The organism is Phytobacter cepae (genome assembly GCF_054165735.1).
Map to the genome: position 1 here is coordinate 2,896,026 of NZ_CM135107.1, position 19,883 is coordinate 2,915,908.

The following is a 19,883-nucleotide window of genomic DNA, read 5'->3' on the forward strand; positions in this document are numbered from 1 at the left end:
TCTCACTCCCTTTCATGATTACCGATAGCTTACTTCCAGCAGATCAGGCAGTAGTTTTTCTTACCACGACGCAGCAGCGTATAACGCCCAAACAGACGATCGCCGTCGGCAAAGACGTACTCCGGGTCCGCCTGTTTTTCACCGTTGATAGTGACCGCGTTGGAGGCGATGGTTTTACGCGCCTGACCACGCGACGGCTGCAGCTCGGAATCGACCAGCGCCTGCATCAGGTCAGCACCCTTTTCCATCTCGATCATTGGTACGCCATCCTGCGCCAGCTGCTCGAAATCGGCTTCGCTCAGATCGCTCAAGGTACCGTTGAACAGACTTTCGGTGATGCGTTTTGCCGCCACCAGACCGTCTTCACCGTGCACCAGTTTCGTCACCAGCTCGGCCAGTACGTACTGGGCACGTGGCGCTTTACCGCTGTTCTTATCTTCTTCTTCCAGCGCATTGATGTCCGCGATGTCCATAAAGGTGAAGAATTTCAGGAAGCGATAAACGTCAGCATCTGCGGTGTTGATCCAGAACTGATAAAACTTGTACGGGCTGGTTTTCTTCGGATCTAACCAGACTGCGCCGCCTTCGGTTTTACCGAACTTGGTGCCGTCCGCTTTGGTTATCAGCGGAACTGTCAGGCCAAAGACCTGGTTCTGATGCAGGCGACGGGTAAGATCGATACCGGAGGTAATGTTACCCCATTGATCGGAGCCCCCGATTTGCAGCGCCACACCGTGCAAATTGTTCAGACAGGCGAAGTCATAACCCTGCAGCAGGTTGTATGAAAACTCGGTAAACGAAATCCCCTGATCGTCACGGTTCAAACGTTGTTTCACCGCTTCTTTATTGATCATCTGGTTAACAGAGAAGTGCTTGCCGATATCACGCAGGAAAGTCAGCACGTTCATGCCGCCAAACCAGTCGTAGTTGTTGGCTGCAATCGCTGAATTTTCGCCACAGTCAAAGTCGAGGAAAGGCGCGACCTGTTTGCGGATTTTATCCACCCACTCCTGCACGGTGTCTTCGGTGTTCAGTTTACGCTCGGCGGCTTTAAAGCTGGGGTCGCCAATGAGACCCGTTGCGCCGCCCACCAGCGCGACAGGTTTATGACCTGCCTGCTGGAAGCGTTTCAGGCATAACAAAGGAACAAGATGCCCCAAATGCAAGCTGTCAGCGGTGGGATCGAAGCCGCAATAGAGCGCGATCGGGCCTTGCGCCAGTCGCTCTGCTAACGCTTCTTCGTCCGTCACCTGGGCTACCAGCCCGCGCTCTTGCAATTGTTTAATCAAGTTACTGCTTGCCATCAAATTCTCCATTTAAAACGACTGCACCTCTGCCGGTACACGACTTTCCGCCAGCTGCGAAAGTTACATAGAATAAAGCGCCGGATGCAGGAGCACCAGCGCTTAGCACAACATTTTTTAGGGATTATGGGGCGAGGCGATCAATTTTCCAGGCATCGTTTTCGCGTTGATACAAAAAACGATCGTGTAGACGGTTAGCACCGCCCTGCCAGAATTCCATTTGTTCAATAGTGACGCGGAACCCTCCCCAGAAACTTGGCAGCGGGACTTCACCCTGCTGGAACTTTTGTTTGAGTTCGAGGAACTTGCTTTCCAGAATGCCACGGGCCGAGATGCGGCTGGATTGCTGAGAAACCCATGCACCAATCTGGCTGTCGCGCGGGCGACTGTGGAAATACTTTACAACGTCAAGCGTAGAGAGACGTTCGGCCTTACCAATCACCATGACCTGACGTTCCAGCATATGCCACGGGAAAAGCAAGCTGATGGCCGGGTTTTTCTCGATCTGCTGTGCTTTACGGCTGCCCAGGTTGGTGTAGAACACCAGACCGCGCTCGTCATAATGTTTTAACAGGACAATACGTTGATAAGGTTGACCGTTTTCGTCGACTGTCGCGACCACCATTGCAGTGGGGTCGGCAAGTTTGGCTTCACAGGCCTGGCCCAGCCAACGTTCAAACAGAGGCAGTGGCTCAGCAGGCAGGTCGTTGCGGCGAAGTCCGCCTTTGGTGTATTCACGGCGCAGGTGTGCGATTTGCTGCAATTGATCGTTATCAGACATGGCGTTAGCGTTATGAGTCATTAGGTGGGGCTATTGTGCGCCCCCCCTGCGAAAATCTCAACGCTGCGGATTCTGTAGCTGACAGTTGTTCAGCACAATGCGGTCGCGTTTGTAGACCGTGGCGCTGTCGCCTTTTGACCAGAAGACGTAAACACCATCAGTGTAACGTGCACCTGACGCCGACAGACCTTGTTCAAGGGTCAGCAATTTGTCGTCATAGACAAAACTCGCTTCCTGACGCGTTTTATTGAGCTTCACGGTCAGGGGTTTTTCTTCACACTGATAGGCCAGCGTATCGGTATGCATTCTCTCGACAAACTGATTGTAGTAGCTGCATCCGGCGAGCAGTGCGGGCAGACAGGCGATGAGTATTTTTTTCATAAGGCAATTCCACGACGGTCCAGGTCCTGGAGGATGCGACAAACATCCTCCCTAAAACCTGGAGTCTAACGGTACGCTGGCGAGGTGAACGTCAGTTAACTCTGATTCTGTCGTGGATTGGCGGGAAAAATCGCCCCCAGCACGGTGGGTTGAGAGGCTCCCGTCACAGAGGGGAGATTGCCGGGTAAACCTGCCAGGGTACGCCAGGCAAGCCATGCAAAGGCCAGCGCCTCCATATCATCACCGCTGATACCGGCTTCATCGGTTGTGGTCACTTCCGTGCCCGGTAACAGCGCAGAGAGACGCGCCATCACCAGTGGGTTGCGGCTGCCGCCGCCGCAGACCAGCAGCCGCTCGCAACCTCCGCTTAGCAACACCTGCTCTGAAATGGTCACGGCAGTCAGCTCCACCAGCGTCGTTTCAACGTCACGGGGATCCAGCGCCGGGAAATGCGCAAGGTGGCGTTCAAGCCAGCCATAGTTGAAATATTCCCGGCCGGTGCTTTTCGGCGCTGGCGCGGCGAAGTAGGGATCGCTCAACATATTTTGCAGTAACGGCAGGATAACCTTTCCCCCGCTCGCCCACTGCGCATCTTTGTCGTAGGGTTTGCCAAGCTGACGCCAGATCCAGGCATCCATCAGCATATTCCCCGGCCCGGTGTCATAGCCTCTGACCGGCTTGTCGGGAATGAGCAGAGAAATATTGGCAATACCACCAATATTAAGCACCATGCGACGTTCCGTCGGGTGCATAAGTAAAGCTTGATGGAAGGCAGGCACCAACGGCGCGCCCTGCCCACCGAGCGCGATATCGCGCCGACGAAAATCCCCCACCACGGTTACACCGGTACGGGCAGCAATCTGATTATTATCGCCGATTTGCAGGGTATGGGGCTCATCGCCAGTGGGTTCATGCCAGACGGTCTGGCCGTGGCAGCCAATCGCCACGATATCTTTGGCAGTAAGACGCTCTTGTGTCATCAACGCCTGGACAGCATCGGCAAAGAGCTTACCTAACTGACTGTCCAGACGGCCCAGTTGCGAGAGGGTCAGCTGTTGGCCCTGGCAGACGTTCAGAATCGCCTCCTTCAAGGCGATGGGCATAGGCCAGGTTAAACTTGCCTGTTGTGCCACCATCCGTTCGTCAATCGTCGCGAGAACCACATCTACTCCATCCAGACTCGTTCCCGACATCACGCCAATGTAGCGACCCGATTTCATACGCCTTCCTTCTTTGCAAAACTGAGGCCTATCACTCCACCATAAAACAGTGACCCTGACTATCGATTACAAATACTTTTTAACAATCAAGTCAGACTTTCTCCCGTCTCAAATAGCCCCCGCTGACTTATAATCGGTTCGTTTAAAGAGGGTTAAACCCGGTTTGGCTATTATTTCTGTCACGTTTTGGCAGAAGACATGACCAGGAATGGCGAGATGCCATATAATTTACTCATGACGGATGCTCATCCGAGCGCGTTTTGGTGAACAGGAGATTCATAAATGATGTTACGTGCACTGGCAGTTACGCTGGTTGGTTTCACTCTGGCTGGTTGTGTTAACGATAATTCGCTCTCCGGAGACGTCTATACCGCCTCTGAAGCCAAACAGGTGCAAAATGTCACTTACGGCACCATTGTCAACGTTCGTCCGGTGCAGATTCAGGGCGGCGATGACAGCAACGTGATCGGCGCGTTGGGTGGTGCAGTGCTGGGTGGTTTCCTGGGTAACACCGTGGGCGGTGGCACCGGGCGCTCACTGGCAACCGCAGCAGGCGCCGTAGCCGGCGGCGTTGCAGGTCAGGGCGTGCAGGGAGCGATGAATAAATCCCAGGGCGTCGAGCTGGAAATTCGTAAAGACGATGGCAGCAGCATTATGGTCGTGCAGAAACAGGGCAACTCTCGTTTCGCAGCAGGCCAACGTGTGGCACTGGCTACCAATGGTCGTCAGGTTACCGTATCACCGCGTTAAGTTGAATGTGGTGGTCGCGAGCGTTTGACGAAAAAAAAGCCTTGTTTTAACAAGGCTTTTTGCATTTTAGTCTTTCGACTGCAGTTCATTGATATTTTGTTCTAACCGCGAAATCAGACTGATTAACAGTTCTAGCTCCTGGGCAGAAATCCCGGAAAGTATCTCTCCCCGCGTTTTCTTGATGACCGTTTCCATCTCTTCGATGATAGGGTCCGCTTTTTCTGTCAATTTAATCCGTTTTGCACGGCGATCGTTGGCACACGTCTGTCGAGAAATAAGACCTTTCTCTTCCAGTTGGTCCAAAGTGCGCACCAGCGAAGGCTGCTCAATGCCAATCGCTTTTGCCAGTTGAATTTGCGACTGATCGGGTGGAAGCTGATGAATGTTATGCAGCGTAACCCAATGCGTTTGCGTCAATTCCAGAGGTTTCAGGCGATGGTCAATTAATGCACGCCAGATGCGCACTAAGCGTGCCAGATCAGAACCTAATGGCGATTCCAATTTCATCTCCTTATAATTAGCTTGCTAAGTTATTATACTGATTTTAGAATAGTGTGCAGCATTTATATTTCTAAAACAAATGCATTGCTCTGCTCGCGTCATCACTGCTTCCTTTCCTCCTCTGCGCGATGAATCTATGCTTTAAAAATGAACCAGCGATGCTTTCAAAGGATTAAAACTCGTGACGTTACCCCTTCACTCCCCTGCGTTGCCCCTGCAGGACCTGATTTTCGGCGCCTCGGTCTACTTTCCGCCGATTTTCAAAGCCGTAATGTTGGGCTTCTTACTCTGGCTGATCGTACACCGGTTTCTGCGTGACTGGATGTATGCGGGTGATATCTGGCACCCCATTTTGATGGACCTTTCCCTGTTTGTGATTGCGATTGGCGCATCGCTGGCCCTGTTGATGGCGTTTTGACTATGCAATTAAAATCCCTGAAATACTTTTCGACGTTACTGGTTCTGGCAGTTGCCCTTGTTGCCGGATGGTGGTTATGGAACTTTTATATGCAGTCTCCCTGGACACGCGATGGGAAAGTGCGTGCTGAGCAGGTCAGTATTACTCCGCAGGTCTCAGGAAGTATCACTACGCTCAATATTAAAGATAATCAGTTCGTCAAAGCCGGTGACGTTTTATTTCGCATTGACGAGACCCCTTACGACATCGCAGTACTCAATGCGCAGGCGCAGCTGGCGCGTGCGCAGACCGATCTTTCCAAAGCCAATAACGAAGCCAACCGCCGACGCCATCTGTCCAGGGGGTATATTTCGGCTGAAGATCTCGACACCGCCAATATCAATGTCAAAGCGATGCAAGCCAGTGTCGCCGTCGCGCAGGCTCAACTGGAACAGGCGAAATGGCAGCGCGAGCAAACCACGGTTAAAGCCCCGGTGGACGGTTGGGTGACCAATCTCACAACCCGTAAGGGTAACTACGCCACGGCAGGAGAGCCGGTTTTTGCCCTTGTCGACAGCCATTCATTTTATGTCGTGGGCTATTTTGAAGAGACCAAACTGCGCCATATTCGCCAGGGCGACATCGCCAGAATAGTGTTATATAGCGGGAACATTACGTTACAGGGTCACGTTTCCAGTATCGGGCGCGCCATCTACGACCAAAGCGTAGAAACGGACAGTGGACTGGTCCCCGACATCAAACCCAACGTGCCCTGGGTTCGCCTGGCGCAGCGTGTTCCGGTGCGTATCCAGTTTGATGCGCTGCCCGCTGGAGTGACGTTGATATCCGGCACCACCTGCACCGTGTCGATTGAGCGTTGAGTGTGAAAGGTCCCATCCCCTTCCCCTGGTCAACGGCGACGTCCGGGCAGTGGCGCTATGCCATTCGTAACAGTGTGGCCATGTGCCTCGCCCTCACCATTGCCTATTGTCTCAACCTGGATGAGCCCTACTGGGCAATGACCTCCGCCGCGGTGGTGAGTTTTCCTACCGTTGGCGGCGTGATCAGTAAAAGTCTTGGCCGGGTAGCGGGGAGTTTGATGGGGGCCTGCGCCGCTCTGATGATAGCCGGCCATACGCTCAACGATCCCTGGCTGTTTCTTTTTGCGATGGCAGGCTGGATAGGGTTATGCACCTGGGCTTGCGCTCAGTTCAGTAACAATGTGGCTTACGCCTTTCAGCTCGCCGGTTATACCGCAGCAATTATTGCTTTTCCGGTGGTTAATATCACCGACACCACCGAGCTTTGGGACATCGCTCAGGCCCGCGTCTGCGAGGTTATGTTGGGCATTTTATGCGGCGGCATGATGATGATGATCCTGCCCAGCACGTCGGACGGCACCACGCTGCTGTCGGCACTGAAAAAAATGCATGCGCGCTTGCTGGAGCATGCCAGTTTGTTGTTGCAGCCCGAGAGTACCGATGCCATCCGCACCGCGCACGAGAGCGTCATAGGTCAGATCCTGACGATGAACCTGTTGCGCATTCAGGCCTTCTGGAGCCATTATCGTTTCCGCCGGCAGAATGCCTTACTCAACTACTTACTTCACCAGCAGCTGCGTCTGACCAGTGTTATCTCCAGCCTGCGCAGAATGCTGGTCAACTGGCCGGATGCGCCCCCGTCGACCCGTGACATCATCGACGCATTAATCGTTGCGCTGGCGAAGCCGCAGACAGATCTGTATACCGTGGCGCGAATTATTGCCCCTCTGAAACCTTGCGACGATGGGGACTACAAACATCAGGCGTTCTGGCAGCGTTTGCGCTATTTCTGTCGCCTGTATCTTAATAGCAGTCGCTGGCTTGCGCGCGTTGAAAATGCCACCCCGGTGACCGAATATCGTTTGCCGCACCGGGCAGGGCTGACGCGCTACACCGATAATACCGAAGCGCTCTGGAGCGGGTTACGCAGCTTTTGTGCCCTGAGCCTCGTGGGGGCATGGACGATTACTTCTCAGTGGGAGTCAGGCTCCGCCGCTCTGACGCTGGCCGCAATCAGCTGTGTGCTTTATTCCGTATCTCCCGCCCCCTTCCGCTCTCTCACTTTGTTGCTACGCACGCTGTTCCTGCTAACGCTGTTTAGTTTTGTGGTTAAGTTTGGCCTGATGGTACAAATCAGTGAGCTTTGGATTTTTTTACTGTTCCTGTTTCCCCTGCTGGCAACGATGCAACTGTTTAAATTGCAGATGCCGAAACAGGCCGGACTGTGGGGGCAGCTCATTGTCTTTATGGGCTCCTTCATCTCGGTCACTAATCCCCCGGTTTACGATCTGGCAGATTTTCTTAATGACGATTTGGCCAAAATTCTTGGTGTGGCATTGTCATGGCTGGCGTTCGCTGTTCTTCGCCCCGGTTCTGATGCGCGCAAAAGTCGCCGTCAGATACGCGCGTTACGTCGTGAATTTGTCGATCAACTGAGTCGCCGCCCCACACGCAGTGAGCATGAGTTCGAGTCGGTGGTTTATCATCACATTAGTCAGTTGAGTACCAGCCAGGATGCGCTCGCTCGTCGATGGTTATTGCGTTGGGGAGTGGTTTTACTCAACTGTTCTCACGTGGTGTGGCAGTTGAGAAAATGGGAGGCACGCTCAGACCCATTGAGTCAGGTTCGGGACCTCTGTTTGAGTTTACTGCGCGATGTGATGAGCGAACGGGGCGTTCAGCAACGCCCCCTGGCCGTGACCCTGGCGGAGTTCCAGCGCATCTGCGATACGCTGGCCCACCATCATCAGCCTGCTGCCCGCGAACTCGCGGCGGTTATCTGGCGCTTGCACTGCTCACTTTCCCAGCTGGAACTGGCACCAACCGCAGGCTCAATCGACAGCGCCCTTACTTGATGACGCCACAGGCATAACGTTCTCCGCCACCGCCCAACGGTTTTGGCGAATCGGACATGTTGTCGCCGCCCACGTGGATCATGAGCGCTTTATCTTTCACTTCTGAAAGTTTTTTCAGGCGCGGCGCAACCACCTCGTCAGTGGCTTTGCCATCATTATTTACAACCAGCACTGGCAAATCGCCCAGGTGCCCCATCCCCTCTGGGCCTTCATGTTTACCCGTGGTATGGGGGTCAAGGTGCCCGCCTGCGGCTTCAGCAGCGGAGGGCTTGCCCTCTTTTAACGCAGGTTCGCAGCTCCCTTTAGCATGCACATGAAAGCCATGTTCGCCTGGGGGAAGACCATTAAGATCAGGCGTAAACGTCAGCCCTTTGTCGGTTTCAGCAATGGAGACCGTCCCGATAGACTGCCCCGTTCCCTGCGGTGTTACCAGGTTCATCTCGACTTTTTCACTGGCCGCCTGCGCCCCTGCGCAGACGAACAGCGTTACGATTGCCAGACTAAAACGCTTCATAAGACCTCCGGTTTTCACTTTTCCCCTGTAAGTTTAACTCAGGAGAAAAGATTCACCGGAAACTGTGCCTCATCGCACGTTAGGGTACGTCATAACCCAGCGCCGCTTTACGAATACGGAACCACTGCTGGCGCGTCATATTGAGGCTTTCTGCCACCAACGCAGAGCGTACACGCTCAATTTTCCCGGAACCGATTATTGGCAGGGGCTGAGACGGCAGACGCATAACCCAGGCATACACGACCTGCTCAATGCTTTGAGCATTCAGTTCCTGCGCCACTTGTGCGAGTTCATCACGCAGCGGCTGGAATTCAGCGTCATTAAACAAACGCCCTCCGCCAAGGCAGGACCACGCCATCGGGCGGACACGCAGTTGCTGGAGCTGGTCGAGGGTGCCGTCGAGCAATAACGGCTGGTGTACCGGTGAAAGCTCAACCTGGTTGGTGGCCAGGGTAAACGGCAGACGTGATTGCAGTAAGGCAAACTGGGCTGGCGTAAAATTGGAAACACCGAAATGGCTCACTTTCCCACTTTGATGGAGGTGCAGGAATGCTTCCGCGACTTCATCGGCATCCATCAATGGATCCGGACGGTGAATAAGCAGTAAATCAAGATGATCGGTTGCCAGATGAGTGAGCGACTGCTCGGCGCTGGCGATGATATGATCGCGCTCAGTAATGTAGTGACCAATGGCATGCTCTTTGCGCGCCGTGGTGGCAATGCCGCATTTGGTGACAATTTCCATCCGGCTGCGCAGCTGCGGCGCCAGTTTCATTGCTTCACCAAACGCCGCTTCACACTGGTAACCACCGTAGATATCGGCATGGTCGACGGTGGTCACACCGAGATCAAGATGCTCTTCAATAAAGCTCACCAACTGGCGCGCAGACATATTCCAGTCCATTAAACGCCAGTAGCCCATCACGAAACGGGAAAACGTTGGTCCTTGCGGTGCAAGGGTAATTCGCTGAACCATAACCACTTCCTCAACAATAATTTCTGCTGAGTATACGCAATTATGGCGTCAAAAAAGTGAAGGCTGCTGAGGTTCTTCAGGTGGACTGGTTTTATTCGCACGTAATTTGCGCAATAAGCGCTGGCGACACAGGCGAAGCACCTCTTGCTTTTGAGCATCGGTCATCGTTTGCCAGTTAAACCGCTCCTCACGGCTACGCAGACAGCCGCGACAAAATCCCCGTTCATCGGACTGGCATATTCCCCGGCACGGGCTTTGAACGGGGAAGAATTCCAGTTGCTCTGCCACGTCTGACCCTCTCTCTGCTCTCATACCTTTCATTGAAGACGGTCAGGCCCTAACCTGCAAGTCGAAAAAGCGCATCTATTGCCACTTGCACCCGACCGATCGGTCTAGTAGAGTGCCACTCCATGAGCAGAAACAGCGAACACGATACCCGCGAACACCTCCTGGCCACCGGCGAGCGACTTTGTATGCACCGGGGTTTTACCGGAATGGGGTTGAGCGAATTATTGAAAACGGCGGAAGTGCCTAAGGGCTCTTTCTATCACTATTTTCGTTCAAAAGAAGCGTTTGGCGTGGCGTTACTGGAGCGGCACTATGCTGGTTACCATCAACGACTCGCAGACCATTTTGCCCATGGCGAAGGCAATTACCGGGATCGTCTGCTGGCGTATTACCGCCACACGCTGGTGCAATTTTGCGACCAGGGCATTATCAGCGGCTGCCTTACGGTGAAGCTCTCTGCCGAGGTGTGTGACCTGTCCGAAACCATGCGTACGGCAATGGACAAAGGGGCCGGCCAGATTATCACTCTGCTGGCGAGTGCGCTGGAGAACGGGCGCCTTGAAAAATGTCTAACCTTTCCGGGTGACGCACAAACGCAGGCTCAGGTGCTTTATGCGCTCTGGCTGGGCGCAAATTTACAAGCCAAGATTTCACGCAGTGCCGTGCCACTGGAAAGTGCCCTGGCCCACGCGCAAACCATTATTGCAGCGCCTGCCTGACAGGCGTTTTTATTTAAACTATTACTAGTCGACCGGTCTATTCAGGAGAATCTATGTCAAGTAACGTATTTACCCCTTTGAAAGTGGGTGCAATTACCGCGCCAAACCGTGTATTTATGGCACCCCTGACGCGTCTGCGTAGCATCGAGCCGGGCGATATTCCTACCCCACTGATGGCCGAATATTATCGTCAGCGTGCCAGCTCTGGTTTGATCATCAGTGAAGCTACGCAGATTTCTGCGCAGGCGAAAGGTTATGCGGGCGCACCGGGTCTTCACAGCCCGGAGCAAATTGCCGCATGGAAAAAAATAACCGATGGCGTTCACGCTGAAGATGGCCGTATCGCCGTCCAGTTGTGGCACACCGGTCGTATCTCTCACCACACTCTGCAACCGGGTGGACAGGCACCGGTCGCCCCGTCTGCGATTGCCGCAGGGACCCGTACCTCTCTTCGTGATGCGAACGGTAACCCAACCCGTGAAGAGACCTCTGTTCCTCGCGCGCTGGAAACCGACGAGATCCCAGGGATCGTGAATGATTTCCGTCAGGCAGTAATCAACGCCCGCGAAGCCGGTTTTGATCTTGTTGAGCTGCATTCTGCGCATGGCTATCTGCTGCACCAGTTCCTCTCTCCGTCTGCGAATCAGCGTACCGATCAATACGGTGGCAGCGTTGAAAACCGCGCACGTCTGGTGCTGGAAGTGGTTGATGCCGTCAGCGAAGCCTGGGGTGCCGATCGTATCGGTATTCGTGTTTCCCCTATCGGCTCTTTCCAGAACACCGATAATGGTCCGAATGAAGAAGCGGATGCGCTGTATCTGATTGAAGAGTTGGGTAAACGCGGCATCGCTTATCTGCACATGTCCGAGCCGGATTGGGCTGGCGGCGAGCCTTACACCGAAGCCTTCCGCCAGAAAGTGCGCGAGCGTTTCCATGGGCCTATCGTTGGTGCGGGTGCTTACACCCTGGAAAAAGCAGAAGATCTGATCGGCAAAGGGTTAATCGACGCCGTGGCCTTTGGTCGCGACTATATTGCTAACCCGGATCTGGTTGAGCGCCTGAAGCACAAAGCCGCATTGAACCCGCAACGCCCGGAGAGCTTCTACGGTGGTGGTGCAGAAGGTTACACCGATTACCCCTCTTTATAATCCCTCGATTGATAGCGGCAAGGATTCGCCGCTATACTAAAACTCTGTTTCGAATAAGAATTCACTTACGCAAAAGAGGATATTATGCGCTTTCTCCATACCATGCTTCGCGTTAGCGACCTGCAGCGTTCCATTGATTTTTATACCAACGTCATGGGGATGTCCCTGCTGCGCACCAGCGAAAACCCGGAATATAAGTACTCTCTGGCTTTCGTGGGTTACGGCCCGGAATCTGAAACCGCAGTACTGGAACTGACCTATAACTGGGATGTAGACAGCTATGAGCTCGGTACTGCATACGGCCACATTGCACTGGAAGTGGACAATGCCGCACAAGCGTGCGAACGCATTCGCCAGAACGGTGGCAACGTGACCCGTGAAGCCGGCCCGGTCAAAGGCGGTACTACGGTTATCGCCTTTATCGAAGATCCCGATGGCTATAAAGTTGAGCTGATTGAAGCCAAAGATGCCGGACGCGGTCTGGGCAATTGATCGTTACGGGCGCCCCCGTGCGCCCGTCGTTTCCATCCCTTCCCAAAATTTGCCATAATGCGCTGCCATTTTCCCATTCCAAGAGATTCAGATGTCCGATAATGCTCAACTCACCGGTCTGTGCGACCGTTTTCGTGGTTTTTACCCAGTCGTTATTGATGTTGAAACCGCCGGGTTTAATGCCAAAACTGATGCATTACTCGAAGTCGCTGCAATCACGTTGAAAATGGATTCAGAAGGTTGGTTGATGCCTGATGAGACACTGCATTTCCATGTTGAGCCGTTTGAAGGGGCTAATTTACAGCCTGAAGCGCTGGCCTTTAACGGTATCGATCCGAGCAACCCCCTGCGAGGTGCCGTGAACGAGTACGACGCCCTGCATGCCATCTTCAAAATGGTGCGCAAAGGGATCAAAGACAGCAACTGCAACCGCGCCATCATGGTGGCCCATAATGCCACCTTTGATCACAGCTTTATGATGGCTGCGGCAGAGCGTGCCTCATTGAAGCGCAACCCCTTCCACCCTTTCGTGACGTTTGATACGGCCTCTTTAAGCGGACTGGCTCTGGGGCAAACGGTGCTGTCCAAAGCGTGTGCGGCGGCCGGGCTTGATTTTGATGCCGCTCAGGCCCATTCCGCTCTATACGATACTGAACAAACTGCCCTGCTGTTTTGTGAAATAGTGAATCGCTGGAAACGCCTCGGCGGTTGGCCTTTACCGCCAGGTGATGAACAGGCATAAAAAAAGCGACCCGAGGGTCGCTTTTCTTTTGCGCTAAGAGATTACTCTGCGCCCGGCTCTTCAGATTTGTACTTCGCAGCCGTCTCTTTAATCAACGGCTGCAGTTCGCCGCGCTGATACATTTCGATGATGATATCGCAACCGCCGACCAGCTCACCGTCGACCCACAGCTGCGGGAACGTCGGCCAGTTAGCGTATTTTGGCAACTCAGCACGAATATCCGGGTTTTGCAGGATATCTACGTAAGCAAAGCGTTCGCCACACGCAGAGAGCGCCTGTACAGCCTGTGCGGAGAAACCACAGCTTGGCAGTTTAGGAGAACCTTTCATGTAAAGCAGAATTGGGTTCTCAGCGATTTGGGTCTGGATTTTTTCAAGAGTAGTGCTCATTGTCTTGCTTCCTTCAACTTCTTATCGGCAGATAACTGTCATTGTAACGGTTCATGCGAGCAACGGAAAATAACATTTTGTTCACCACTCATTATTTTATCGTCTGTCACCCTCATCTACGTCGTAAGTGCCCATGGTCGCCCCTCTCCCGCCGCGTGATAGTTCAACAATTGAGCTTATGAGGGGCATAACTGGTGCTTTTTTTTGCGCTTGCTAACGAAACAGAGTTTTAGATGCAAAAAGCCTATTAACTTTTCTGCTTTTTATGGATTAGAATCGACGCGGTTCTAAATCATACGCAAGCATTATTGAATGCCTGCACTTATCCAGGGGATTGCTCAGTGGCGCGAATTCAAAAAGCTTCAATCACGCTCTGTGCTTTGTTGTTCACTACGCTGACATTTACACCTTTAGCAACGGCCTCTGAGCAAACGCGAGGCGCGGCCGTCAATAAGTCGCACGTAGTGAAAGCATCCGAACGTAAGAAAAATAGTCAGACCAATAAAACATCAAAGAAAAGCAGTGGCACCGCCTCCAGGGCAACGGCGAAAGCCGAAAATAAAAAAGTAACGACGGCAAAAAAAACCTCGACCGTCAGCAAGAAAACCGCAAGCAGTAAAACCAGCAAGAATACTCCCCGTCATAGTAAATCCAGCAAGGTTCCCGCTCCGGTTATTGCTATGACCGAAAAATGCACAAAGCGTAAAGGCCATAAATCGCAATGTGTAAAAGTGAAAGGAAGCAAACCCGTCACGATTTCTGAAGCGCACAAAGTGCGGATGCAAAAAATTCAGAAAACCGCAATGTCAAAGCTGATGAACCAGATTGGCAAGCCTTATCATTGGGGCGGTACCTCTCCAATGACCGGTTTTGATTGCAGTGGACTGGTGTATTACGCCTACAAAGACCTCGTAAAATTCCGTATCCCTCGTACCGCGAACGAGATGTATCACCTGCGTGATGCCTCTCCGGTCAACGTCGCAGAGCTGGAAAGCGGCGATCTGGTATTTTTCCGTACTCAAGGTCGCGGTACAGCTGACCACGTGGGTGTGTATGTAGGCAACGGCAAATTTATCCAGTCTCCGCGTAGCGGCCAGGATATCCAGATAACGTCGTTAAGCGAAGACTACTGGCAGCGTCATTATGTTGGCGCCCGCCGCGTGGTCACGCCTAAAACCATTCGATAAATATGCTGCCTCGAGCGTGATGGCAGGTCATAACCCTGAAACGCAGGTAAAAAGCAGGAGGGTAAACCTCCTGCTTTTTATTTATTCAGCGGTCGCACAGGCTGGATTAGCCGCACCGCGACCGGACAACAGCACCAGCAGTAATGCCATCCCGGCAATCACCGCCCCGGTTACCGGAACAAAAACATAGCCGAGACCACCTGAAATCACCGCGCCCCCCGCTGCTGCCCCCAGCGCATTTCCCAGGTTGAACGCGCCGATATTGACTGAAGAAGAGAGACCGGGTGCTTCATGCGCGACACGCATAACCCGCATCTGTAGGGGCGGCACAATCGCGAAGGTGGCAGCACCCCATACAACCATGCCGATCGCCGCGCCAACTTCACTGCGTGCAAGCCAGGGGATCGCCAACATGATGGCAATCAATAACAGCAAGAAACCTTTCAGGGTTCCGGTCACGGAACGGTCAGCCAGCTTGCCACCCAGATAATTCCCCAAAGAGAACCCTACGCCAATAAGCACCAGCATTGCGGTAATAAATGCGGGTCCTGCGTCGGCTATATCATGCAGTACAGGCGAGATATAGGTATAAAGCGTAAACATCGCCCCGGCGCCCAGTACGGTTGTCATCAAAGCGGATACCACCTGCGGACGCATCAGTACGGAGAGTTCTTTACGTACATCGGGTCGCTCTCCGGCATTACCTTTTGGCAAGGAGAGATACAGGCTGACTATCGCAATAATGCCAAGGCCCGCTGTGGCAAGGAATGACATCCGCCAGCCAATGGTTTCACCGAGCCATGTCGCCGCCGGCACCCCGCCGATATTAGCAATCGTCAGCCCCATGAACATGGTGGCAACCGCACTGGCCTGCTTCTCTTTTGCCACTACGCTTGCGGCAACCACCGAACCCAGTCCAAAGAATGCGCCATGATTGAGACTGGTAATAATGCGCGACAGCATGAGCGTGGTGTAATCAGGCGAGATGGCGGACAACACATTGCCAAGCGTAAAGATTGCCATCAAAAAAATCAGTGCATTACGCCGCGCGCGATGGGAAAGCAGCAACGTCATAAGGGGGGCCCCCACCATGACACCTATGGCATAGGCACTGATCAGCATTCCCGCTGCCGGAATCGATACATCGACACCCCGTGCAATGACGGGCAGCAGTCCCATCGGGGAAAACTCGGTGGTACCGATGCCAAAAGCGCCTATCGCCAGGGCAAGCAGTGGATAATTTACTTTCATGATTTATTGACTCCGGAAATGCCGTGTCGTTGGCCGACACCGTCACAGAAGTCAAAAGTATGACAGCGTTCACAAAAAACAGAAGAGAGTGAAACGCGAAAAGAGTATTGCTGAATTCGGGATAATAGAAGAAGAAAACAGCGAGGGAGAGAACTCTCCCTCGGGGTAACTCAGTGCAGAGCCGCCGTCATCGCACCCGCAACAATCAGGGCCAGCACAATGACAGTCGTCACTAAAGAAAACTTCAGGTCGGTGCTCATCAATTTTTCTCCTTTCCTATTACCCCATAAAAAGTGAGGTAGCGCATTTTTGCACAAATAAACGTAAAAATCTTGCAGGATTTAGATTGATATACGTTTTAGCGCTTCCCCTTTTGGTCAAGATAAGACAAAATTCGACGCTAAATTTATTAGCGTACCGGCCATTGACTCCCCTCCTGACGTCCAATGTCTTTTTCCCGGCGTAAAACAGTACATCGCGCGGTGAAAGGGTGAAGGCAGGCAAACGTTTACCTTTAGCATTTTCAGGAGCTTATGATATGGCATGGAGTGACATCTGATGGCAACGATCAAAGACGTAGCGAAGCGAGCAAACGTTTCCACCACAACCGTATCACATGTTATTAACAAAACCCGTTTCGTCGCTGAAGAGACGCGTAATGCTGTGTGGGCGGCCATTAAGGAGCTTCACTACTCGCCGAGTGCCGTCGCCCGTAGCCTGAAGGTGAATCACACAAAATCCATCGGTTTGCTGGCCACCAGCAGCGAAGCGGCCTATTTTGCCGAGATAATCGAAGCCGTTGAGAAGAACTGTTTCCAGAAAGGCTATACCCTCATTTTGGGTAACGCCTGGAACAATTTTGAAAAACAAGGCGCCTACCTGTCGATGATGGCGCAAAAGCGCGTTGATGGTTTACTGGTGATGTGTTCAGAGTACCCGGAATCCCTGCTGACTATGCTTGGCGAGTACCGCCATATTCCGATGGTGGTCATGGACTGGGGTGAAGCTAAAGCCGATTTTACCGACACCGTCATCGATAATGCGTTTGAAGGCGGCTACATGGCCGGGCGTTATCTGGTCGAACGCGGTCATCGTGACATTGGCGTCATCCCAGGACCGCTTGAGCGTAATACCGGTGCAGGCCGACTGGCTGGCTTTATGAAAGCGATGGAAGAAGCGCATATCAGCGTAGCGGAAAACTGGATTGTTCAGGGCGATTTCGAACCGGAGTCCGGTTATCGCGCCATGCAACAAATTCTCACCCAGCCATCCCGCCCCACCGCTGTTTTCTGCGGTGGCGATATCATGGCGATGGGCGCCCTCTGTGCAGCAGACGAAATGGGCCTGCGTGTGCCACAGGATATTTCGGTGATCGGTTACGATAACGTGCGCAACTCACGCTACTTTACCCCGTCGCTGACCACTATCCATCAGCCAAAGGATTCGCTGGGTGAAACGGCATTCAATATGCTGCTCGACCGTATCGTTAACAAACGTGAGGTCTCCCAGTCTATTGAAGTCCATCCGCGACTGATCGAGCGTCGTTCGGTGGCGGATGGTCCATTCCGCGATTATCGCCGTTAATCTCTGCAAGGGGAGCGGGTCAATCCTGCTCCCACAACCACTCCCGATTCAGCGTTTCACTATCCCCCAAATAACTCAGCAGCCAGTTTAACGCCGGTGAAGCTTCGTTTTGCTGCCAGGTCAGGCAACAGGCCGCGTCCGGGAAAGGATTTTCAAGCTCCAGCGCCACCCACTCTCCTTTGTCCAGCCAGGGGCGCGCAAAATGTGCCGGCACCATGCCAACACACAATCCCGCAGAGAGGCAGGCGGCGGACGATTCCCAATCCGGGGCCACAACCCGTTTCTGGTTATCCAGCAGCCAGGTTATGCGTTTCGGCAGAGAGCGTGAGGTATCTTCACGCACCAGCGAAGGCCAGTTGCGCAAGGTATCGTCACTGAGAGGTGCCTTCATCCCGGCCAGCGGGTGATGACTCGCCACTACACATTTCCAGCTCAGCATGCCCATATCCCGAAAGGTATAGCGCCCCCCGACGGGTATCGCCTGCGTCGCCCCGATGGCCAGTTCCACGCGGCCATCTGCCAATGCGTCCCAAACGCCGTTAAATACTTCCTGGAACACCAACAGTTCGACATCGCTAAAATGGCGATAGAAATCAACAATCATCTGCCGGGTTCGTTCAGGCTTGACGATATTGTCGACAGCAATGGCCAGTTGACCACGCCAGCCATTGGCAATTTGTTGACATTGCTGGCGGGTGATCTGCATTTTTTTGATAACAGAGCGCCCTTCTTTTAAAAACAGCACCCCGGCGGGGGTGAGTTCTACATCGCGATGACGACGTTCAAAAAGCGCAACGGCGAGCCACTCTTCCAGTTGGCGCACCGTATAACTGACCGCAGAGGGCACACGATGCAGCTCCTGCGCGGCCGCGCTAAAGCTACCATTGCGAGCCACTGCGTCGACGACTTCAAGAGAATATTCTGACCACATATTTTGCCTGCAAAAATTTTGAAACCCATTCGCAAATATTAGCGGTTCACAACCGAAGTTACACTCCCTAGACTCTGTTTCCCTGTTTACCTGCACAAGAAAGAGATTTTTACCATGCAACCAGGAAAAGGATTTTTAGTCTGGCTGGCGGGATTAAGCGTACTCGGCTTCCTCGCAACGGACATGTACCTCCCTGCCTTCGCCAATATTCAGCAAGATTTGCACACTTCTGCCGCCGTGGTCAGCGCGACGCTGAGCCTCTTCCTTGCCGGATTTGCTGTCGCGCAGCTGGTTTGGGGGCCCTTGTCCGATCGCTATGGGCGTAAGCCGGTACTGTTAAGTGGCCTGGCCATCTTTGCCCTCGGCTGCCTGGGAATGATCTGGGTAGAGGATGCCCGCTGGCTGCTGGTTTTGCGCTTTATTCAGGCCGTGGGCGTTTGTGCGGCCGCCGTCACCTGGCAGGCGCTGGTTACCGACCACTACCCGGCACAACGGACTAACCGTATTTTTGCCACTATCATGCCGCTGGTTGGATTGTCTCCCGCCCTCGCGCCACTGCTTGGCAGTTGGATCCTCGCCCATTTTTCCTGGCAGGCCATTTTTGCGACCCTCTTCGCCATTACGGTGGTGCTCATGCTGCCGGCGCTGCGTCTGCGCGCTATGCCGCGTAAACCGGCCCCGGACGCGCAGCCGGTGACCTTTCTTACCCTGCTGCGTGATAAAGCCTACCGGGGTAACGTGCTGATTTATGCCGCCTGCTCCGCCAGCTTCTTTGCCTGGCTGACCGGTTCTCCCTTTATTTTGCATGATATGGGTTATGGCCCGACCATCATTGGCCTGAGCTATGTTCCACAAACCATCGCCTTCCTGATAGGGGGTTATAGCTGCCGCTGGGCGCTGCAAAAATGGTCTGGCGCGCGCTTGCTGCCCTGGCTGTTGGTCGCCTTTGCATTCAGCGTGATTGCCACCTGGGCCGTGGGCTTGCTGCCTGGTGCTTCCCTGACTGCTCTGCTGATCCCCTTCTGCCTGATGGCCGTGGCTAACGGCGCGATTTACCCCATCGTGGTCGCAGAAGCACTGCGCCCCTTCCCTCACGCCACGGGTCGGGCTGCTGCGCTGCAGAACACACTGCAACTGGGCTTGTGTTTTATTGCCAGTCTGGTGGTATCAGCACTGATCGCCTTCCCACTCCTGGCGACCACCAGTGTAATGGTGTCGACAGTGTTGCTGGCGGGTCTGGGTTTCGTGATGCAACGCCGTGAAAATAATGCGCGTCGCCAGAAAGCGTCTCTTGAATCGTCCAGTCATGCCTGATTGCACTCGTAATTATGTGACATTTGTGCGATTAGCCTGCTAATTGTTTATGGTTGTATCAGCCGATTTTGAGGCCTATACTCAATTTCGGCTGTACTAAAATAAAATTTTGTAAGCA

23 protein-coding genes are annotated in these 19,883 nt (G+C 53.4%); 11 read left to right on the forward strand and 12 right to left on the reverse strand.

Annotation, left to right across the window (positions count from 1 at the left end; genetic code table 11):
• Positions 1-29: 29 nt before the first annotated feature.
• From tyrS to anmK, 4 genes are all read right to left on the reverse strand, one after another.
• Complete coding sequence (tyrS, locus tag ACUY4Q_RS13480; protein WP_458043267.1) at positions 30-1,304, reverse strand: tyrosine--tRNA ligase; 1,275 nt, start codon at positions 1,302-1,304, stop codon at positions 30-32.
• A gap of 124 nt (positions 1,305-1,428) precedes the next feature.
• Positions 1,429-2,085 carry a pyridoxamine 5'-phosphate oxidase gene (gene pdxH, locus ACUY4Q_RS13485; protein ID WP_458043268.1) on the reverse strand — a complete coding sequence of 219 codons (657 nt, stop codon included), beginning with the start codon at positions 2,083-2,085 and terminating at the stop codon, positions 1,429-1,431.
• Positions 2,086-2,142: 57 nt separating this feature from the next.
• Positions 2,143-2,466, reverse strand: coding sequence for a C-type lysozyme inhibitor (gene mliC, locus ACUY4Q_RS13490; protein ID WP_458043269.1), 324 nt, complete (start codon positions 2,464-2,466; stop codon positions 2,143-2,145).
• A 95-nt stretch (positions 2,467-2,561) separates the two neighbouring features.
• Positions 2,562-3,686 carry an anhydro-N-acetylmuramic acid kinase gene (gene anmK / locus ACUY4Q_RS13495; RefSeq protein WP_458043270.1) on the reverse strand — a complete coding sequence of 375 codons (1,125 nt, stop codon included), beginning with the start codon at positions 3,684-3,686 and terminating at the stop codon, positions 2,562-2,564.
• Positions 3,687-3,968: 282 nt separating this feature from the next.
• On the opposite strand from anmK, the gene slyB reads away from it, so the two are divergent.
• The gene (slyB, locus tag ACUY4Q_RS13500) at positions 3,969-4,436 is read left to right on the forward strand and encodes an outer membrane lipoprotein SlyB (protein WP_437430451.1); all 468 of its coding nucleotides are present in this window, start codon (positions 3,969-3,971) and stop codon (positions 4,434-4,436) included.
• A 66-nt stretch (positions 4,437-4,502) separates the two neighbouring features.
• Here slyB and slyA read toward each other — a convergent pair whose 3' ends face one another.
• Positions 4,503-4,943, reverse strand: coding sequence for a transcriptional regulator SlyA (gene slyA, locus ACUY4Q_RS13505; RefSeq protein ID WP_458043271.1), 441 nt, complete (start codon positions 4,941-4,943; stop codon positions 4,503-4,505).
• Between the two features lie 175 nt (positions 4,944-5,118).
• Here slyA and ACUY4Q_RS13510 point away from each other — a divergent pair, with 175 nt between their 5' ends.
• Genes ACUY4Q_RS13510 through ACUY4Q_RS13520 form a run of 3 tightly spaced genes read left to right on the forward strand, consistent with a single transcriptional unit; the run spans position 5,119 to position 8,230 of the window.
• Positions 5,119-5,355, forward strand: a complete 237-nt coding sequence (locus tag ACUY4Q_RS13510; protein ID WP_458043272.1) for a DUF1656 domain-containing protein — start codon at positions 5,119-5,121, stop codon at positions 5,353-5,355.
• 2 nt (positions 5,356-5,357) lie between these two features.
• Positions 5,358-6,215, forward strand: coding sequence for an efflux RND transporter periplasmic adaptor subunit (locus tag ACUY4Q_RS13515; RefSeq protein ID WP_458043273.1), 858 nt, complete (start codon positions 5,358-5,360; stop codon positions 6,213-6,215).
• A 2-nt stretch (positions 6,216-6,217) separates the two neighbouring features.
• Entirely contained in the window at positions 6,218-8,230 is a 2,013-nt protein-coding gene (locus ACUY4Q_RS13520) for an FUSC family protein (protein ID WP_458043274.1), read from the forward strand.
• Here the strand turns inward: ACUY4Q_RS13520 and sodC are convergent.
• The 3 genes from sodC to ACUY4Q_RS13535 all read right to left on the reverse strand — a co-directional run bounded on the left by sodC (position 8,223) and on the right by ACUY4Q_RS13535 (position 10,008).
• Positions 8,223-8,744: a superoxide dismutase [Cu-Zn] SodC gene (sodC, locus tag ACUY4Q_RS13525; protein ID WP_458043275.1), complete on the reverse strand. Its 522-nt coding sequence runs from the start codon at positions 8,742-8,744 to the stop codon at positions 8,223-8,225. The two genes, ACUY4Q_RS13520 and sodC, sit on opposite strands and share 8 nt — an antisense overlap.
• 79 nt (positions 8,745-8,823) lie before the next feature.
• Entirely contained in the window at positions 8,824-9,720 is an 897-nt protein-coding gene (locus tag ACUY4Q_RS13530) for an aldo/keto reductase (RefSeq protein WP_458043276.1), read from the reverse strand.
• Positions 9,721-9,768: 48 nt separating this feature from the next.
• Positions 9,769-10,008, reverse strand: a complete 240-nt coding sequence (locus ACUY4Q_RS13535) for a DUF1289 domain-containing protein (protein ID WP_458043277.1) — start codon at positions 10,006-10,008, stop codon at positions 9,769-9,771.
• Between the two features lie 122 nt (positions 10,009-10,130).
• Here ACUY4Q_RS13535 and ACUY4Q_RS13540 point away from each other — a divergent pair, with 122 nt between their 5' ends.
• From ACUY4Q_RS13540 to rnt, 4 genes are all read left to right on the forward strand, one after another.
• Positions 10,131-10,727, forward strand: coding sequence for a TetR/AcrR family transcriptional regulator (locus ACUY4Q_RS13540; protein ID WP_458043278.1), 597 nt, complete (start codon positions 10,131-10,133; stop codon positions 10,725-10,727).
• Positions 10,728-10,780: 53 nt separating this feature from the next.
• Positions 10,781-11,875 (forward strand): alkene reductase, encoded by a 1,095-nt coding sequence (locus ACUY4Q_RS13545; RefSeq protein WP_458043279.1) that lies wholly within the window; start codon positions 10,781-10,783, stop codon positions 11,873-11,875.
• An 84-nt stretch (positions 11,876-11,959) separates the two neighbouring features.
• Positions 11,960-12,367: a lactoylglutathione lyase gene (gene gloA, locus ACUY4Q_RS13550; protein ID WP_458043280.1), complete on the forward strand. Its 408-nt coding sequence runs from the start codon at positions 11,960-11,962 to the stop codon at positions 12,365-12,367.
• A 91-nt stretch (positions 12,368-12,458) separates the two neighbouring features.
• Positions 12,459-13,109 (forward strand): ribonuclease T, encoded by a 651-nt coding sequence (gene rnt, locus ACUY4Q_RS13555; RefSeq protein WP_458043281.1) that lies wholly within the window; start codon positions 12,459-12,461, stop codon positions 13,107-13,109.
• A gap of 41 nt (positions 13,110-13,150) precedes the next feature.
• On the opposite strand, the gene grxD is transcribed toward rnt, so the two are convergent.
• A complete protein-coding gene (gene grxD, locus ACUY4Q_RS13560; protein ID WP_437889183.1) occupies positions 13,151-13,498 on the reverse strand; it encodes a monothiol glutaredoxin 4 in 348 nt (115 codons plus the stop codon).
• Between the two features lie 341 nt (positions 13,499-13,839).
• On the opposite strand from grxD, the gene ACUY4Q_RS13565 reads away from it, so the two are divergent.
• The gene (locus ACUY4Q_RS13565) at positions 13,840-14,685 is read left to right on the forward strand and encodes a C40 family peptidase (RefSeq protein ID WP_458043282.1); all 846 of its coding nucleotides are present in this window, start codon (positions 13,840-13,842) and stop codon (positions 14,683-14,685) included.
• Positions 14,686-14,766: 81 nt separating this feature from the next.
• Here the strand turns inward: ACUY4Q_RS13565 and ACUY4Q_RS13570 are convergent, their stop codons facing one another.
• Positions 14,767-15,936: an MFS transporter gene (locus ACUY4Q_RS13570; protein ID WP_458043283.1), complete on the reverse strand. Its 1,170-nt coding sequence runs from the start codon at positions 15,934-15,936 to the stop codon at positions 14,767-14,769.
• 170 nt (positions 15,937-16,106) lie between these two features.
• On the reverse strand, positions 16,107-16,196 hold the full coding sequence (gene cydH, locus ACUY4Q_RS13575) for a cytochrome bd-I oxidase subunit CydH (protein ID WP_458043284.1): 90 nt from the start codon (positions 16,194-16,196) through the stop codon (positions 16,107-16,109).
• 298 nt (positions 16,197-16,494) lie between these two features.
• On the opposite strand from cydH, the gene purR reads away from it, so the two are divergent.
• Complete coding sequence (gene purR / locus ACUY4Q_RS13580) at positions 16,495-17,520, forward strand: HTH-type transcriptional repressor PurR (protein WP_458043285.1); 1,026 nt, start codon at positions 16,495-16,497, stop codon at positions 17,518-17,520.
• A gap of 19 nt (positions 17,521-17,539) precedes the next feature.
• On the opposite strand, the gene punR is transcribed toward purR, so the two are convergent.
• Positions 17,540-18,451, reverse strand: coding sequence for a DNA-binding transcriptional activator PunR (gene punR / locus ACUY4Q_RS13585; RefSeq protein ID WP_458043286.1), 912 nt, complete (start codon positions 18,449-18,451; stop codon positions 17,540-17,542).
• A gap of 114 nt (positions 18,452-18,565) precedes the next feature.
• Between punR and punC the strand changes: the two genes are divergently transcribed.
• Positions 18,566-19,765 carry a purine nucleoside transporter PunC gene (gene punC, locus ACUY4Q_RS13590; protein WP_458043287.1) on the forward strand — a complete coding sequence of 400 codons (1,200 nt, stop codon included), beginning with the start codon at positions 18,566-18,568 and terminating at the stop codon, positions 19,763-19,765.
• Positions 19,766-19,883 lie beyond the last annotated feature (118 nt).

Coding starts and splice junctions, on each gene's coding strand:
- gloA (WP_458043280.1), top strand. CDS start 11,960: ATGCGCTTTCTCCATACCATGCTTCGCGTTAGCGACCTGCAGCGTTCC.
- slyA (WP_458043271.1), bottom strand. CDS start 4,943: ATGAAATTGGAATCGCCATTAGGTTCTGATCTGGCACGCTTAGTGCGC.
- pdxH (WP_458043268.1), bottom strand. CDS start 2,085: ATGTCTGATAACGATCAATTGCAGCAAATCGCACACCTGCGCCGTGAA.
- tyrS (WP_458043267.1), bottom strand. CDS start 1,304: ATGGCAAGCAGTAACTTGATTAAACAATTGCAAGAGCGCGGGCTGGTA.
- ACUY4Q_RS13530 (WP_458043276.1), bottom strand. CDS start 9,720: ATGGTTCAGCGAATTACCCTTGCACCGCAAGGACCAACGTTTTCCCGT.
- anmK (WP_458043270.1), bottom strand. CDS start 3,686: ATGAAATCGGGTCGCTACATTGGCGTGATGTCGGGAACGAGTCTGGAT.
- punR (WP_458043286.1), bottom strand. CDS start 18,451: ATGTGGTCAGAATATTCTCTTGAAGTCGTCGACGCAGTGGCTCGCAAT.
- ACUY4Q_RS13570 (WP_458043283.1), bottom strand. CDS start 15,936: ATGAAAGTAAATTATCCACTGCTTGCCCTGGCGATAGGCGCTTTTGGC.
- ACUY4Q_RS13545 (WP_458043279.1), top strand. CDS start 10,781: ATGTCAAGTAACGTATTTACCCCTTTGAAAGTGGGTGCAATTACCGCG.
- punC (WP_458043287.1), top strand. CDS start 18,566: ATGCAACCAGGAAAAGGATTTTTAGTCTGGCTGGCGGGATTAAGCGTA.
- grxD (WP_437889183.1), bottom strand. CDS start 13,498: ATGAGCACTACTCTTGAAAAAATCCAGACCCAAATCGCTGAGAACCCA.
- rnt (WP_458043281.1), top strand. CDS start 12,459: ATGTCCGATAATGCTCAACTCACCGGTCTGTGCGACCGTTTTCGTGGT.
- purR (WP_458043285.1), top strand. CDS start 16,495: ATGGCAACGATCAAAGACGTAGCGAAGCGAGCAAACGTTTCCACCACA.
- ACUY4Q_RS13515 (WP_458043273.1), top strand. CDS start 5,358: ATGCAATTAAAATCCCTGAAATACTTTTCGACGTTACTGGTTCTGGCA.
- cydH (WP_458043284.1), bottom strand. CDS start 16,196: ATGAGCACCGACCTGAAGTTTTCTTTAGTGACGACTGTCATTGTGCTG.
- mliC (WP_458043269.1), bottom strand. CDS start 2,466: ATGAAAAAAATACTCATCGCCTGTCTGCCCGCACTGCTCGCCGGATGC.
- sodC (WP_458043275.1), bottom strand. CDS start 8,744: ATGAAGCGTTTTAGTCTGGCAATCGTAACGCTGTTCGTCTGCGCAGGG.
- ACUY4Q_RS13540 (WP_458043278.1), top strand. CDS start 10,131: ATGAGCAGAAACAGCGAACACGATACCCGCGAACACCTCCTGGCCACC.
- slyB (WP_437430451.1), top strand. CDS start 3,969: ATGATGTTACGTGCACTGGCAGTTACGCTGGTTGGTTTCACTCTGGCT.